Origin of the sequence: Erwinia sp. PsM31 (assembly GCF_030433775.1) — a bacterium.
In the GTDB taxonomy this organism is placed as follows: domain Bacteria; phylum Pseudomonadota; class Gammaproteobacteria; order Enterobacterales; family Enterobacteriaceae; genus Erwinia; species Erwinia aeris.
Genome location: NZ_JARUWZ010000010.1, coordinates 35389 through 52387, shown reverse-complemented (window position 1 = coordinate 52387; position 16999 = coordinate 35389). Strand labels below are relative to the sequence as shown.

The following is a 16999-nucleotide window of genomic DNA, read 5'->3' as shown; positions in this document are numbered from 1 at the left end:
AATGACGTTGTAATTTCCCGTGAGGCTTCATACTGTTAAACAGGTCTGAACAATGCGGAGAAGAACATGATCAGAGTGGAAATGCTGTCTACCGGCGATGAAGTGCTGCACGGGCAAATCGTGGATACCAATGCGGCCTGGCTGGCCGAACTGTTGTTTCAAGAGGGATTACCCATGACGAGCCGCCAGACCGTTGGCGACAGTATGGAAGAGCTGGTCAGCGTGCTTACCGAGCGCAGCAAGGTGGCGGATGTGCTGATCGTCAACGGCGGCCTGGGGCCGACCAGCGATGATTTAAGCGCGGTTGCGGCGGCGAAAGCGGCAGGCGTCGGGCTGGTGATGCAGGAAGAGTGGCTGGCGAAGATGGAGGCGTTTTTTGCCGGACGCGGCCGCAAAATGGCCGACAGCAACCGCAAGCAGGCGGAAATCCCGGCGGGTGCCGAGATGATCGACAATCCGATCGGCACCGCCTGCGGTTTTGCGCTTCAGCTCAACCGCTGCTGGATCTTCTTCACCCCCGGCGTGCCGTCAGAATATAAAAGAATGGTCGAGGAGCAAATTCTGCCTCGTCTTAAAGCTCGCTTCCCGGTGTCAGACCCGCCGGTATGCCTGCGGTTGACTACCTTTGGTCGCGGAGAAAGCGATCTGGCGTCAGAAATCGAACCGCTGCCGCTGCCGGAAGGCGTGGTAATGGGATACCGCGCCTCAATGCCGATTATCGAGCTGAAGCTGAATGGCCCGGCCTCTAAGCTGCCTGAGATGGAGCAGTTCTGGCAGCAGGTGCGCGAGATCGCTGGCGAAAGCACGATTTTTGAAGGTACGGAAGGGCTACCCGCGCAGCTGTCGCGTCGCCTGCAGGAACAGACCCATCGCCTGGCGGTCAGCGAACAATTTACCGCCGGACTGGTGCAGTATCAGCTCGCCTCGGTACAGGCGCCGCTGGCGGCGGGCAACGTGCTGCCGTCACAGGATGAAAGCCTGGCTGAACTGATGCAGCGCGCGCAACGGTTAGCCGAAGCGGATAAAGCCGATCTGGCGCTGGTGGTTGGCGCAGAAAAAGAAAATCACCTCGGCTTTGCCCTCTTTACGCCGCAGGGCTGCTGGAGCCAGCGGGTAAAGTTCAGCAACAACCGGCACGGGCTGAAGGCGCGTCAGGACGTCTCTGCCATGATGGCGCTGAATATGCTGCGGCGCTGGCTGGATGGTCTGGAGGTTACGGGCGGCCACGGCTGGATTGACGTGGTGGAGACGCAGCGAGGCTAAAAAAACCGCGCCGGAGGGCGCGGTTATTCAGCGTACAACTAAAGGTGCAGGATCTCGATCTCAATATCACCTTTAGCCTTGCAGCAGCACGGCAGGATCTCTCCCGGCTGAATAAAGGCCAGCGGTTTCTCCGCATAGCTGACTTCCCCTTTTACCAGGCGCATACGGCAGGAGCCGCAGTAGCCTTCACGGCACTGAAACTCCACCTGATAGTTATGGGCTTCCAGCGTCGTCAGCAGGTTAGGGTGATCCTCAGCGCATTCCAGACGCGTGCCGCAGGCGCTGAGGGTAACGTACATCCGCATGTTACAGCTGGAAGTCGTCGAAGTCGTTTTCGCCTACTTCGGAATCGATCTGCCCAACCAGATAAGAGCTGACCTCTACTTCCTGCGGCGCAACCTGCACGTTGTCCGAAACCAGCCAGGAGTTGATCCACGGGATCGGGTTAGAGCGGGTTTTAAACGGCAGCTCCAGACCCACAGCGTTCATGCGGATATTGGTGATGTATTCGATGTACTGGCAAAGAATATCTTTGTTCAGGCCAATCATCGAGCCGTCGCGGAACAGGTATTCCGCCCACTCTTTCTCTTGCTGCGCGGCCAGCACAAACAGGTCGTAGCACTCCTGCTGGCACTCTTTAGCGATTTCCGCCATCTCCGGATCGTCTTCGCCGCTTCTCAGCAGGTTCAGCATATGCTGAGTGCCGGTCAGGTGCAGCGCTTCATCACGGGCAATCAGCTTGATGATTTTCGCGTTGCCTTCCATCAGTTCACGCTCGGCAAAAGCAAACGAGCAGGCAAAGCTGACGTAGAAGCGGATCGCTTCCAGCGCGTTCACGCTCATCAGGCAGACATAAAGCTGTTTTTTCAGCGCTCTCAGGTTAACGGTCACGGTTTTGCCGTTGACCTGATGCGTGCCTTCGCCCAGCAGATGCCAGTAGTTGGTCATCTCGATCAGATCGTCGTAGTAGCCGGAGATATCTTTGGCGCGCGACAGGATCTGCTCGTTGGTAACGATATCGTCAAACACCACCGCCGGATCGTTAACGATGTTGCGGATGATATGCGTATAAGAGCGCGAGTGGATGGTTTCAGAAAACGCCCAGGTCTCGACCCAGGTTTCCAGCTCGGGGATCGAAATCAGCGGCAGCAGCGCCACGTTCGGGCTACGTCCCTGAATGGAATCCAGCAGCGTCTGGTATTTCAGGTTGCTGATAAAGATATGCTTTTCGTGGTCCGGCAGGCCCTGGTAGTCGATGCGGTCGCGCGACACGTCCACCTCTTCCGGACGCCAGAAAAAGGAGAGCTGCTTTTCGATCAGCTTTTCAAAAATGCCGTATTTCTGCTGGTCGTAGCGGGCGACGTTGACCGGCTGGCCGAAAAACATCGGTTCGTTCAGCTGGTCGTTTTTATTTTGCGAGAACGTGGTGTAAGCCATGACATTATCCAGTGAGGAAGGGCAGGGAAAACCCGGCCCGACGTAAAATCAGGGGGCGAAGCTCGCCCCGCTTTGGTTAAATCTTGCAGGCGCCGCTTTCACAGCCGTCATCCTGAATGGATGGCGCCAGGTCGTCCTGAGCATCTTCCGCGCCGTCGCGGGTGTTCTGGTAATAAAGCGTTTTCACGCCGAACTTATAGGCGGTCAGCAGATCTTTCAGCAGCTGTTTCATCGGCACGCGACCGTTGGCAAAGCGCGTCGGATCGTAGTTGGTGTTCGATGAAATCGCCTGGTCGATAAACTTCTGCATCAGGCCGACCAGCTGCAGATAGCCGTCGTTGTTCGGCATATCCCACAGCAGCTCATACTGATCTTTCAGACGCTCATACTCCGGCACTACCTGACGCAGAATGCCGTCTTTGGAAGCCTTGATGCTGATATGGCCGCGCGGTGGCTCAATGCCGTTGGTGGCGTTGGAGATCTGCGAAGAGGTCTCTGACGGCATCAGCGCGGAAAGCGTGGAGTTGCGCAGGCCGTGCGTTTTAATCGCCTCGCGCAGCGCTTCCCAGTCCAGGTGCAGCGGCTCGTTGCTGATCGCATCCAGATCTTTCTTGTAGGTGTCGATCGGCAGAATGCCCTGCGCATAGGTGGTTTCGTTAAACCACGGGCAGGCACCTTGCTCCTGTGCCAGCTCGTTGGAGGCCTTCAGCAGGTAGTACTGAATGGCTTCAAAGGTTTTGTGCGTCAGGTTGTTGGCACTGCCGTCGGAATAGCGCACGCCGTGCTTCGCCAGATAGTACGCGAAGTTGATCACGCCGATACCCAGCGTACGACGGCCCATCGCGCCGCGTTTGGCGGCCGGGATTGGGTAATCCTGATAGTCCAGCAGCGCATCCAGCGCGCGCACTGCCAGCGTGGCCAGCTCCTGCAGATCGTCCATGCTTTCAATGGCGCCAAGGTTGAACGCCGACAGCGTACAGAGCGCGATTTCGCCGTTCTCGTCGTTGACGTCCATCAGCGGTTTGGTCGGCAGCGCAATCTCCAGGCAGAGGTTGGACTGGCGCACGGGCGCGATAGCCGGATCGAACGGGCTGTGGGTGTTGCAGTGGTCAACGTTCTGAATATAGATACGGCCGGTTGAGGCGCGTTCCTGCATCATCAGTGAGAACAGGTCTACCGCTTTTACGCGCTGCTTGCGGATGCTGTCGTCCTTCTCGTATTTGGTATACAGGCGCTCAAACTCTTCCTGATCGGCAAAGAAAGCGTCATACAGGCCAGGCACGTCGGACGGGCTGAACAGGGTGATTTCTTCGCCCTTCAGCAGACGGGTGTACATCAGTTTGTTGATCTGTACGCCGTAGTCCATGTGACGCACGCGGTTGCCTTCCACGCCACGGTTGTTTTTCAGCACCAACAGGCTTTCTACTTCCAGATGCCACATTGGGTAGAACAGCGTCGCTGCACCGCCGCGCACGCCGCCCTGCGAGCAGGATTTCACCGCCGTCTGGAAATGCTTGTAGAAAGGAATACAGCCGGTGTGGAAGGCTTCGCCGCCACGGATCGGGCTGCCCAGCGCGCGGATGCGGCCAGCGTTGATGCCGATACCGGCGCGCTGGGAAACATATTTCACGATGGCGCTGGAGGTGGCGTTAATCGAATCCAGGCTGTCGCCGCACTCGATCAGCACGCAGGAGCTGAACTGGCGGGTTGGGGTGCGCACGCCGGACATAATCGGCGTCGGCAGGGAAATCTTAAAGGTAGAAATCGCGTCGTAGAAACGTTTTACGTAATCCAGACGCGTCTCACGTGGATAGCCGGAGAACAGGCAGGCCGCCACCAGAATATAGAGGAACTGCGCGCTTTCGTAGATATCGCCGCTCACGCGGTTCTGCACCAGATATTTACCTTCCAGCTGCTTAACGGCGGCATAGGAGAAGTTCATATCGCGCCAGTGGTCGATAAAGCCGTCCATCTGCTCGAACTCTTCCACGCTGTAGTCTTCCAGCAGGTGGCGATCGTATTTACCCAGATCGACCATGCGCTTCACCTGATCGTAAAGCTTCGGCGGCTCAAACTGGCCGTAGGCTTTTTTACGCAGGTGGAAGATAGCCAGGCGCGCGGCCATGTACTGATAGTCCGGCGCATCGCGGGAGATCAGGTCGGCAGCAGACTTGATGATCGTCTCGTGGATGTCGGAGGTCTTGATGCCTTCGTAAAACTGGATATGGGAACGCAGTTCAACCTGAGAGACGGAAACGTTTTGCAGACCTTCTGCAGCCCAGTCAAGCACGCGGTGGATTTTATCCAGATTGATGCGTTCGGTGCGGCCATCGCGTTTAGTGACAAGCAGGCTCTGATTCATGTGGCGTTTTTATCCTGTCCGTGAGATCGAAAATATCCCCCGTTTATACACAGACTGCTCACGTGTGAGTAACTCTGTGGATAAACACTATATATAGGGGGTGGATGAAGTATTGATAACAATATGGTGGTTATTTTAGTAATTTCTGCGATCTTAACAAGCCTTGACGCAGCGGCAATTTTACTGATCGCGGGCTGGCCGTTTTCCTAAGTCCGCGTTTCTCAAGGCCCTGGGTCCATGTCAACAGGGCGAGAAATTTTTTCTTATTTTTCCTGAATGCGGGATCTTTGCGCACCCTTGATCCGCCGCCTTTTTTTTTGGCCAAAAAGTATACTTCAGATGCTGAAAATATCCTGACGAATGGCGAAAAAAGCGACGCAGGCACGAAATAAAATTTACGCCGAAGCTAATAAGAAATTCCTGCAAAGGCAGAAGGACAAAAAGTGCGGTGCGAGAAGGGAAGTGCAGCCAAAGCGGAGGCAGGAAAAAATTTCCCTTAAGAAACAGCGTCCTTAAGGGAAGAGGCGTTATTCCGCAGGGCGGTGCGTATGCACCATATAGTTAACGTCGACGCCCGGCGCCAGCTTGAACTTGTTGGTCAGCGGATTGTAATGCAGGCCAATCATATGACGCTCGCGCAGCGAGGTTTCATCAACCCAGTTCAGCAGCTCGCCGGGGCGGATAAACTTTTTAATATCGTGCGTACCGCGCGGCACCATGCGCAGCACATACTCCGCACCGATCACCGCCATCAGCCAGGATTTGCTGTTGCGGTTAAGGGTGGAAAAGAACACTTCGCCGCCGGGCTTAACCAGCTTCGCGCAGGCGTGCACCACCGAGCGCGGATCCGGCACGTGCTCCAGCATCTCCATACAGGTCACCACGTCGTACTGACCGGCGAACTGCTCCGCATGCTCTTCAACGGTTTGCTGTACATAGCCGACCTTCACGCCGCTTTCCAGCGCATGGAGACGGGCGATCTCCAGCGGTTCCGCGCCCATATCCAGGCCGGTCACTTCGGCGCCTTCACGCGCCATGCTTTCCGCCAGGATGCCGCCGCCGCAGCCGACGTCCAGCACCTTTTTGCCAAACAGGCCGTCGCTGTGCTGAGCGATATAACCCAGGCGCAGCGGGTTAATGCGGTGCAGCGGTTTAAACTCGCCTTCCAGATCCCACCAGCGCGACGCGACCGCCTCGAACTTGGCAATTTCCTGATGATCCACGTTAGCCGTGGCGCTGTTTTGCTCTGCCTTCATTGTTTCTTACTCCCTGGAAGTTTGGCTTCAGTATACATCTTTCCGCAGGCGAACGGCCGACAGGATAAAAGCGCGCGATTAAAGCGGGCGGAACGACGCTTTCCGTTCACCATAGTGCCTAAAGGTGATATACTTTCGCACCTTTAAATCCGGGTATAATTTAGAAGGAAAGCGCCTCCATGAGTGACCTGGCCAGAGAAATCACACCGGTCAATATCGAAGAAGAGCTAAAGAACTCTTACCTTGATTATGCCATGTCGGTCATCGTTGGCCGTGCATTGCCAGACGTCCGCGATGGCCTGAAGCCAGTACACCGTCGCGTGCTCTATGCCATGAACGTGCTGGGCAATGACTGGAACAAACCTTATAAAAAGTCAGCCCGTGTTGTCGGCGACGTTATTGGTAAATATCACCCGCATGGCGATACCGCCGTGTATGACACTATCGTGCGTATGGCGCAGCCTTTCTCGCTGCGCTACATGCTGGTAGACGGCCAGGGCAACTTCGGTTCCGTTGACGGCGACTCCGCTGCGGCAATGCGTTATACCGAAGTGCGCATGTCTAAAATCGCTCACGAGCTGCTGGCGGATCTGGAAAAAGAAACCGTCGACTACGTGCCGAACTATGACGGCACCGAGCAGATCCCGGAAGTCATGCCGACCAAGATCCCGAACCTGCTGGTTAACGGTTCTTCGGGCATCGCCGTGGGCATGGCGACCAACATTCCGCCGCACAACCTGACGGAAGTGATCAACGGCTGTCTGGCCTATATCGAAGATGAGAACATCAGCATTGAAGGGCTGATGGAACACATTCCGGGGCCGGACTTCCCGACCGCCGCCATCATCAACGGCCGTCGCGGCATTGAAGAAGCCTATCGTACCGGGCGCGGCAAAATCTATATCCGCGCGCGTGGCGAAGTGGAAGTGGACGCTAAAACCGGCCGCGAAACCATCATCATCCACGAAATTCCCTATCAGGTGAACAAAGCGCGCCTGATCGAGAAAATGGCGGAGCTGGTGAAAGAGAAACGTCTGGAAGGGATCAGCGCGCTGCGCGATGAGTCCGATAAAGACGGGATGCGCATCGTGGTGGAAGTGAAGCGCGATGCGGTAGGCGAAGTGGTGCTGAACAACCTCTACTCGCTGACCCAGCTGCAAACCTCTTTCGGCATCAACATGGTGGCGCTGCATCAGGGCCAGCCGAAGATCATGCCGCTGAAGGATATTCTGGAAGCCTTTGTTCGCCACCGCCGTGAAGTGGTGACGCGCCGGACTATCTTTGAACTGCGCAAGGCTCGCGATCGCGCGCATATCCTTGAAGCGCTGGCGATCGCGCTGGCCAACATCGATCCTATTATCGAGCTAATCCGCCACGCGCCAACGCCAGCGGAAGCGAAAGCGGGTCTGGTGGCGCGTCCGTGGGAGCTGGGCAACGTTTCCGCCATGCTGGAACGCGCGGGCGACAACGCGGCGCGTCCGGAGTGGCTGGAAGAAGAGTACGGCATTCGCGACGGCCAGTATTACCTGACCGAACAGCAGGCCCAGGCGATCCTGGATCTGCGTCTGCAGAAGCTGACCGGCCTGGAGCACGAAAAGCTGCTGGACGAGTACAAAGAGCTGCTGGAGCAAATTGCCGAGCTGATCCGCATTCTGGAAAGCGCAGAGCGCCTGATGGAAGTGATCCGCGAAGAGCTGGAGCTGGTGCGTGACCAGTTTGGCGACAAACGCCGCACGGAAATCACCGCCAACAGCGCCGATATTAATATTGAAGATCTGATCAACCAGGAAGATGTGGTCGTGACCCTGTCGCATCAGGGCTACGTGAAATATCAGCCGCTGACGGATTACGAAGCGCAGCGTCGCGGCGGCAAAGGCAAGTCGGCAGCACGCATCAAGGAAGAAGACTTTATCGACCGCCTGCTGGTGGCCAACACCCACGATACGATCCTCTGCTTCTCCAGCCGTGGTCGTCTCTACTGGATGAAGGTCTATCAGCTGCCGGAAGCGAGCCGTGGCGCGCGTGGACGTCCTATCGTCAACCTGCTGCCGCTGGAAGCGAACGAGCGCATCACCGCAATTCTGCCGGTGCGTGAATACGCGGAAGGCTGGAACATCTTTATGGCGACCGCCAGCGGCACCGTGAAGAAAACCGCGCTGACCGAGTTCAGCCGTCCACGCAGCGCCGGCATTATCGCCGTCAACCTGCGTGAAGACGATGAGCTGATCGGCGTGGCGTTGACCAACGGCAACGATGAAGCGATGCTCTTCTCTGCGGCGGGTAAAGTGGTGCGCTTCGCCGAGAACGCGGTGCGCGCGATGGGCCGTACCGCATCGGGCGTGCGCGGCATTAAGCTGGCGGAAGGCGATCGTGTGGTCTCGCTGATCGTGCCGCGTGATGACGGCGCTATCCTGACGGTGACGCAGAACGGCTACGGTAAGCGTACCGCCAACAGCGAGTACCCGACCAAGTCTCGTGCGACCCAGGGCGTTATCTCGATCAAGGTCACCGAGCGCAACGGGCCGGTTATCGGCGCGGTGCAGGTGGTCGACAGCGATCAGATCATGATGATCACCGATGCCGGTACGCTGGTGCGTACCCGCGTGTCTGAGGTCAGCGTGGTTGGCCGTAACACCCAGGGCGTTATTCTGATCCGTACTGCGGAAGATGAAAACGTGGTGGGCCTACAGCGCGTGGCCGAGCCGGTTGCCGAAGAAGAGCTGGATGCTATCGACGGCAGCGTGGCCGAAGGCGACGAGGACATCGCGCCGGAAGTGATGGAAGACGACGCGCCGGAAGGCGACGAAGAAGAGTAATTTCTTCCGCTTAAGGTGCCAGAGGCCGGTTCAGTGAACCGGCCTTTTTTTATGCGCCGAAGAAAATGCGGAAGACGCTACGCAGGATTGGCGTCCGAAACGGACAGCGGCGAAGAGGATTGCTATACACGCAGGGCGAACTACGGAGGGTTGCCATGCAAATCAAAGCCGAACGTTATTTTTCTCCGCTGACGGGCAGGGGAGAATGTTATCTGGTCAGCGTAATTAAGTGGGACGGAAGAAACCGGAAATACATTGTTGAGATCAATCCATTACACAGGGCAATGTACTTTCTTTTTACTGGAAACTGGACGCATGATTATGTTGAAAATTTCGCCTGGATAGTAAGCTTTTATCCGCACGATGCGCTATTGTTGCCAGGCAAAGAGGGACGTTTTAAGCCTGACGGCGGCATGAACTTTACGCGTAGCGAGCTGGAGAAGTTTATGGTGCAGGGAATTGGGGCCGCCATAGAGGATTTTTCGCAACGGCATCGGCCGATGATGCTGGTAGCGGTGGCGATCCGGAAAAAGCTGGGCAGGTTGTATCATCGTCTTCTTATCCGGCACGCAGAGGCGGCCGGTTATCTTTATCATCAGACATATGTGCAGGAGGCTATTTATGTTATCGAGAAAAAATCAAAAAGCGCAAAGCCAGAGCGCGCGCCGACCTTCCAGAGAGGAGATTATTGCGCTATCGCTGGGTTGTATGAATGAATCTGCCGAGAAACTGGCCGCGCTGGCGCAAAAAAGCGACGTTTTTGCGGCCTGTCGCCGTTCCGCTGACGGTTATCCGGAAAAGTCTTAAGTAAGCGCGGCGTTTTACGCAGAAAACAGCGCGTTGAGCGTACGGGTAACTGGCTTTTTAACGGCTCTGGCGGTACTGTAGCGGGATCGTATTTGTCATCCCGACCAGCCGCCACTGTAGGTTCCGTTTGAAATATTTAGTCTCGTTCAGAACAACGTTAAGGATCTCTCGCTATCTGTTCCGGGCGCTGGCGCTGATGCTCTGGACGCTCGGTGCGCTGCTCACCACCTTTTATATTATTAACGTGCTGCACGAGAAAGAGGCGCAGGTACGGCAGGAGTTCAACGCCAGCTTTGAGCAGGCGCAGTGGTATATTCGCCATTCTACAGACGTTACGCGAGAACTGAAATATATCGCCGAGAACCGGCTGAACGCGTCCGCCAATGGCCTTGACGTGCTCAACGGCGTTTTTCCCGGCAAAACGGCGCTGCCACAGTTCTATCCGCTCTATTCCGACTCTGACTGTAGCGCCATGAGCGATGTCTGGCGCAATTCGCTGGAGTCGCTGAGCTATTTCCTGCACTACTGGAAAGCCAATTTCGCTTCCGCCTATGAGCTGAACAGGGTGTTCTTTATTGGCGGTGAAAGCCTGTGCCTGGCAGACTTTGGCGTCGGCAACGCCTCCGCCGACCGCGAGCGCGCGCTGAAAGCGCTGCACGAACGCATCCTGAAATACCGCAGCGGCAATGATGAAGAGCGCAAAAACAGCTTCTTCTGGATCGCGCCGGCCAGCCAGCCCGGTACGGGCTACTACTATATGGTGACGCCGGTGTATGTCGCCAGCAAAATGGCGGCGCTGCTGGGCATTGAGCAAACCATCCGCCTGGATGATTTTGTGGTGCCGGGCAGCTTCCCGGTCAATGCTATGCTGCTGGACGCAGACAATCAGCGCGTGCTGGCCTCTTCCCGGCCCGGCAGCCGGGTATCGCTGGACGATCTGCCCGACGACAGTACCTGGTTCGGCTATATCAACGGCTACAAACAGCTGGTGCTGAAAAAAACGCTGACGCCGTCTTCGCTGACCATGGTCTATTCGGTGCAGACCAACGAGATGGTCGAAAAGCTGAAAATGCTGATCATCAATGCCATCCTGCTGAACGTCATCAGCGCCATTATTCTGTTTACGCTGGCCTGGCTGTTTGAGCGGCGCATGTTTTTGCCCGCCGAAGATAATGCCCATCGCCTGGAAGAGCACGAGCAGTTTAACCGTAAAATCGTCGCCTCTGCTCCGGTCGGCATTTGCATCCTGCGCACCAGCGACGGCACCAATATCCTCAGCAACGAGCTGGCGCATAATTACCTCAGTATGCTGACGCAGGAAGACAGGCAGCGCCTGACCGAAATTATTTGCGGCCAGCAGGTTAACTTTGTCGACGTGCTGACCGGCAGCAATACCAATTTGCAAATCAGCTTTGTGCATTCGCGCTATCGCAACGAAAACGTGGCGATTTGCGTGCTGGTGGACGTCAGCGCACGCGTGAAAATGGAAGAGTCGCTACAGGAAATGGCACAGGCTGCCGAGCAGGCCAGCCAGTCGAAATCCATGTTCCTGGCCACGGTCAGCCACGAGCTGCGCACGCCGCTGTACGGCATTATCGGCAACCTGGATCTGCTGCAAACCCGCGCGCTGCCTAAAGGCGTAGAGTCGCTGGTCACGGCGATGAATAACTCCTCCAGCCTGCTGCTGAAAATCATCAGCGATATTCTCGACTTCTCTAAAATTGAGTCCGAGCAGCTGCGTATTGAACCACGGGAATTCGCGCCGCGCGAGGTGATCACCCATATCGCCTCTAACTATCTGGCGATGGTGGTGAAAAAACGCCTGACGCTCTGGTGCTTTATCGACAGCGACGTGCCGGTCACGCTGGACGGCGATCCGATCCGCCTTCAGCAGGTCATCTCTAACCTGTTGAACAACGCAATTAAGTTTACCCACACCGGCGGCATTATTTTGCAGGCCTACGTTAAAGACGGCTATCTGGCTTTCCGCGTGCGTGATACCGGCGTGGGCATACCGGCCAAAGAGATCACCCGCCTGTTCGATCCGTTCTTTCAGGTCGGCACCGGCGTGCAGCGTAATTTCCAGGGCACCGGCCTGGGGCTGGCTATCTGTGAAAAGCTGATCAATATGATGGACGGTGATATTGAGGTCGATTCCGAACCGGGAATGGGCAGCCAGTTTATCGTGCGCATTCCGCTTTATAACAGCAAGGTGAAAACCCCGCAGCGGCATGAAGGCCTGGAAGGCAAAACCTGCTGGCTGGAACTGCGTAACGAGGCGCTGGCCGCTTTCCTGGAAAAATTGCTCGACGGGCACGGCCTGAAGGTGCAGCGCCTGCATGAGCTAAGCCGCTGCGAGCCGGATGACGTGATCGTGACCGATTACGACTTCCAGAGTCAGCAGGTGCACCGGGCGACTATCCGCTTTGACGGCAGCCATAACGATGGCCCGCAGGAGCTCTCGCCGGGGCGTTGGGTTTACGGCACCACCACGCCGCACGAGCTGCCCGCGCTGTTGGGACGCATCTATCGTGTTGAAGTAGAGATGCCGGACGCTTCGTCAGAGCTGCCGGAAACGGACGAGAAAAGCGTCACCAACGAAGATATTCTTATCCTGGTGGTTGACGATCACCCTATCAACCGCATGCTGCTGTCCGATCAGCTTGGCTCGCTGGGCTATCGGGTGAAAACGGCGCAGGATGGCGTGGATGCGCTCAACGTGCTGAGCCGCAACGAGATTGATATCGTCCTGACCGACGTCAACATGCCGAATATGGACGGTTACCGTCTGACGCAGCGCCTGCGGCAGCTGGGCCTGACCTTCCCGGTGGTCGGCGTCACCGCCAACGCGCTGGCGGAAGAAAAACAGCGCTGTATGGAAGCGGGTATGGATAACTGTCTGTCGAAGCCGGTTACGCTGGACACGCTACAGCAGACGCTGGCGTTTTACGCGGATCGGGTCAGGAAAAGCCGGGAAGGGTAACGCGGACAATAAAAAAAGCCTGGCGGGAGCCAGGCTCAGGACAAGCCCTGGGGATTTAGTCTTTATCCACCGGCATGGTGCTGACGGATGAAAGATAGTTCAGCAGCGCGATATCGTTATCCACGCCCAGCTTCATCATCGCCGACTTCTTCTGGCTACTGATGGTTTTGATGCTGCGGTTCAGCTTCTTGGCGATTTCGGTTACCAGGAAACCTTCCGCAAACAGGCGCAGCACTTCGCTCTCTTTCGGGGACAGGCGCTTGTCGCCGTAGCCGCCCGCGCTGATTTTCTCCAGCAGTTTAGCCACGCTTTCCGGCGTATACTTCTTGCCTTTTTGCAGTGCGGCCAGCGCTTTAGGCAGGTCGGTTGGCGCGCCCTGTTTCAGCACGATCCCTTCAATGTCCAGGTCCAGCACGGCGCTGAGGATGGCCGGGTTGTTGTTCATGGTCAGAACGATGATCGACAGGTCCGGATAGTGACGCTTGATATACTTAATCAGCGTAATACCGTCGCCATATTTTTCACCAGGCATCGACAGATCGGTGATCAGGACGTTGGCGTCGAGCTTGGAAAGGCTGTTGATTAATGCTGTGGAATCTTCGAACTCACCGACAACATTGACCCATTCAATCTGTTCAAGTGACTTGCGAATGCCGAACAGAACAATAGGATGGTCATCGGCAATAATTACGTTCAGGTTGTTCATATTATTGGTTACCTTGCTGCAGCAGTTCGTTGACGTAGCGGTCAATTTCACTGGTGGTATTTTTAATGTTTGAATTGTCACACTCGGTTATGTGCTGTTCTAACGTTTCACAAAGCTGCTTGCCCGGTGTCAAATTAAGCATGGCAAACACACCCTTCAGGCGATGCGCAGTCTGAGCAAGCGAACTCAAGTCCCTTTCTGCTGCCTCATTATACAATCTCTTTACATCATCTGGTACTGTCTCAACAAACAGCTGGAAATAGCCTGGCGCGAACAGCTGCGCAGGCGTCTCCTCTTCTTCGGTTTCATCCAGGGCCAGCTGAAGCTCAATAAGCTGCAGTAACGCATCCTGCATAGCGCTGCTGATATTGAAATTCACCCTGAAGCGATCGCGGGAAAGCGCGGTGTAGCCCGCCTCATCATCCGTCAGCAGCAGCGACCAGGCCGTCAGGCTGGCCGGGTCGTCCGTGACCAGCACATCGTGATCCTGTCCGGAAAAGCGCTCGTCCGGCGTAATACAGCTGGCGCCCCAGTTTTCTAACTGGTGCACCACAATTTTTCTGACCTCATCCACGTTGATATCAATTAACGCGGTCAGACCTTCCAGCAGCTTCTCTTCCTGAGCCTGCTGGTGTTCCTGCGGCGCATGAACCTGGATGCTGTAACGGGTGCCGATATCGGGACGCGCGACAATTTCAAGATGCCCGCCAAGCTGTTTGCACAGCTGCTTACAAAGGAAAAACGCCAGCCCCGAAGCCTGACCAAAACGGTCAAAGCTGGTTTCGCCGAGGAAAGGAAAATCGGTGTTGCCCATCTCGTCCACCGTCAGTCCGGCGCCGGTATCCACCATTTCAATCGCCAGCCTGTCCGGTCGATCGGCAGGATGGCTGACCTCAATAGAGATGCGGCCCCAGCTGGTGCTGGTAATGGAATAGTGCAGCAGAGTGGTCAGGATTTTGTAAATAGCGCGCCGATCGCCAAAACGGTTCTCGTCGCTGTTCAGACGGTTGCTGACCACCAGCTTCAGCCCCTTACGCCGCAGCGAGGGCAGGGCCTCGGTCACCAGCTCATCAAGCACGCTTTGCAGGTTAAAGGCTTCGGCGTCCGGCGCCCAGTCGTGCGTTTCCAGACGATTTAACAGCACGATATCATCCACCAGCCGACGCAGCGCCTGCGCTTCCTGCAACGCGTCTTCCAGCTGCTCGCCAGGCTGCGCGGATTCGATAGCCTGCAAATGGCCGATCACATCGCCCAGCGGCCGGTTCAGCGCGTGTCCCAGATTCTGCAACAGCTGCTGACGCGTCTGGTGGCTTTTATCCAGCACCTGCTGCGCTTTTTGCAGCTTTTTATTCACCAACAGCTCGCGATCCTGATCGCGCATCATAAACAGCTGGGTGCTGGCCGCCAGCATACTGCGCGCATGGCGGATCTCATAAACTTCGTTGTTGACGGTAGCCTGCAACACGCCCTGATGCTGATCGGACATATTGATGATCTTTTGCAGATTGAGATGCGGCAGCAGGTGCTCGGCGATTTTGTTGCTGATAATCGTGCGGTTGCTGGCAAAGTCATACACCAGCAGGCCAACCGGCAGGCTGGCCACAATCTCTTCGTTGAGGATGCGCAGCGACTCCAGTTCGGCGCTCTGGTTTTCGCTGGGGCGCAGCGACTGCTGGCGCAGCAGCAGCAGACCGGCCAGCGAAAGCAGCAGCAGCACAAAATTCGCCAGCAGCGGCCACATCAGGTTACGCAGCGTGTCGGCGATCAGGCCGAGGATCGGCACGCGATAAACCAGCTGCAACGGCGTGCTGGACAGCGAGGCGGCGATTTCTACATTGGGATTCAGCAGCGTGACTTTAGTGCTGTGCGTACTGTCTTCATCCACGCTGGCGCTGCTGCCGGTACCGGCCATATCCTGCTTCAGCTGGAAATTTTCCAGCGGCATATTCAGTGGGATCAGATCGTTAATCGGCAAATCGAAGGCGACCACGGTGGCCAGGTGGCCCGGCTGGTTAAAGGTGGTGCGCACGGTAAAATAGTGGTCATTCTGCCAGGTAAAGCGGCGCAGCGGCGAGAAGCTTTCCCGCTCGTCCAGCGCGTTGGCCTGCTGGAGCATCTCCGCGCGGCGCGCATCGACAATAGTGCTGATGGCGCTCTCTTTATAACGCGTCGCCATATCTTTTAACGGCAGCGTCGAAATTAAAATCAGGCTGTTATCCTGCCCGTTGAGAAAATACATTGACCAGGTGCTGTTTTCGGCGCCCCATAGCGTATCCAGATAGTTAGACATACGCAGCGTCATATCCAGCGTGCTGCTGTCGTGCGAGCCAAAAATCAGCGCTTCGGTTTTACGGCGGGTTTTCTCAAGATAATAGACATCGGGACGCAGGCGGGTTTCCTGCAGGCTGTTCGGCGGCGAGCCTGCGGCATTGGCCGCAAGATTTTCATAAATCTGCCAGGTAGCGAACCGGTAGGTGTCGATACGCTTCTGCATAACGTGAGCGATATCCGCCATCGCATAGCGTTTATCGGTCAGCCAGGCGTTAACGGCGTTGTGGATCATAAATCCGGATGCCAACAGCAGTACCAGGATAAACATCACGAAAAACCGGGTGACGTTACCGGAAGTCAGTGGAAATTTGTAGGGCATCATAGCCGTGGAACCCCAGTTAACGAGCCATCAGTCAGGCACAGGTAAAGGCAAGCCGCGAACAAAAGGCCGGATGAGACAACGGAAGGCGGGCAGTGGCTGCCTGGCGATTCATGGGAACACACGGATCTGTTGTGCGGCCACGCGCGCGTAAACAAAGAAATCGCGTGGGGTGCTGCCAGCGCGCAGGCGCTTGCGGGTCTGGCATCCTGAATCGTCATAGGTTCCGTTAAAAGCTTGTCGCGGTAAACACTACTTTTTATCACATTTCGCTAAATTAAAGAAGAACGCGCCACGGGCAAGGCGCATATTATATCGCGACAAAACCATAGCGACGCGGGCGTTTGTGTTAAATAACCTGAAAAAAAGCCCCTGTTAATCAAATATTGAGGCTAAAGGTGATTTTACAGATAACTCCTGGTGGATAGCGCGCGATCTTCGCTTAACTCAAATCATTGGCTAAAGGTAAAAAAAACGTTTTGACGCGCTTTAGCTCCGCTTTACGCTCTTGCTGTTTTTTTGTACTACCCCTGCCGTTTGCCTTTGCCGATTTCTGCACGCTGATATGAAAATTTGCGCGCGGTCAAAAAAAACGAGCCGCAGCAGCGGCAGAAAATTTTCTGGAAACTGTTACAGTTTTTACACTTCCTTAAAAAAATTCCTTAAGTTAAATCAATTTATTAATGCGTTATTTCATCAATTTTACTTGATAGTTGACA

The 16999-nt window shown here is 55.8% G+C and carries 10 protein-coding genes; 4 read left to right on the top strand and 6 right to left on the bottom strand.

Features of this window, described 5'->3' with window-relative positions; genetic code table 11:
- Positions 1-66: 66 nt before the first annotated feature.
- The gene (locus QCD69_RS10185; RefSeq protein ID WP_301251916.1) at positions 67-1263 is read left to right on the top strand and encodes a nicotinamide mononucleotide deamidase-related protein YfaY; all 1197 of its coding nucleotides are present in this window, start codon (positions 67-69) and stop codon (positions 1261-1263) included.
- Between the two features lie 38 nt (positions 1264-1301).
- Here QCD69_RS10185 and yfaE read toward each other — a convergent pair whose 3' ends face one another.
- The 4 genes from yfaE to ubiG all read right to left on the bottom strand — a co-directional run bounded on the left by yfaE (position 1302) and on the right by ubiG (position 6318).
- Positions 1302-1562, bottom strand: a complete 261-nt coding sequence (gene yfaE / locus QCD69_RS10180; protein ID WP_199746382.1) for a class I ribonucleotide reductase maintenance protein YfaE — start codon at positions 1560-1562, stop codon at positions 1302-1304.
- 7 nt (positions 1563-1569) lie between these two features.
- The gene (gene nrdB, locus QCD69_RS10175) at positions 1570-2700 is read right to left on the bottom strand and encodes a class Ia ribonucleoside-diphosphate reductase subunit beta (RefSeq protein ID WP_253459825.1); all 1131 of its coding nucleotides are present in this window, start codon (positions 2698-2700) and stop codon (positions 1570-1572) included.
- A 76-nt stretch (positions 2701-2776) separates the two neighbouring features.
- A complete protein-coding gene (gene nrdA, locus QCD69_RS10170; protein WP_301251915.1) occupies positions 2777-5062 on the bottom strand; it encodes a class 1a ribonucleoside-diphosphate reductase subunit alpha in 2286 nt (761 codons plus the stop codon).
- 527 nt (positions 5063-5589) lie between these two features.
- The gene (gene ubiG / locus QCD69_RS10165) at positions 5590-6318 is read right to left on the bottom strand and encodes a bifunctional 2-polyprenyl-6-hydroxyphenol methylase/3-demethylubiquinol 3-O-methyltransferase UbiG (protein ID WP_301251914.1); all 729 of its coding nucleotides are present in this window, start codon (positions 6316-6318) and stop codon (positions 5590-5592) included.
- A gap of 179 nt (positions 6319-6497) precedes the next feature.
- Between ubiG and gyrA the strand changes: the two genes are divergently transcribed.
- From gyrA to rcsC, 3 genes are all read left to right on the top strand, one after another.
- On the top strand, positions 6498-9134 hold the full coding sequence (gene gyrA / locus QCD69_RS10160) for a DNA topoisomerase (ATP-hydrolyzing) subunit A (RefSeq protein WP_253459830.1): 2637 nt from the start codon (positions 6498-6500) through the stop codon (positions 9132-9134).
- 155 nt (positions 9135-9289) lie between these two features.
- Entirely contained in the window at positions 9290-9850 is a 561-nt protein-coding gene (locus QCD69_RS10155; RefSeq protein WP_301251913.1) for a hypothetical protein, read from the top strand.
- Between the two features lie 218 nt (positions 9851-10068).
- On the top strand, positions 10069-12924 hold the full coding sequence (rcsC, locus tag QCD69_RS10150; protein ID WP_253459836.1) for a two-component system sensor histidine kinase RcsC: 2856 nt from the start codon (positions 10069-10071) through the stop codon (positions 12922-12924).
- Positions 12925-12979: 55 nt separating this feature from the next.
- Here rcsC and rcsB read toward each other — a convergent pair whose 3' ends face one another.
- On the bottom strand, positions 12980-13630 hold the full coding sequence (rcsB, locus tag QCD69_RS10145; protein ID WP_034938033.1) for a response regulator transcription factor RcsB: 651 nt from the start codon (positions 13628-13630) through the stop codon (positions 12980-12982).
- A gap of 1 nt (position 13631) precedes the next feature.
- Positions 13632-16283, bottom strand: coding sequence for a phosphotransferase RcsD (gene rcsD / locus QCD69_RS10140; RefSeq protein ID WP_253459839.1), 2652 nt, complete (start codon positions 16281-16283; stop codon positions 13632-13634).
- Between the last annotated feature and the right edge of the window lie 716 nt (positions 16284-16999).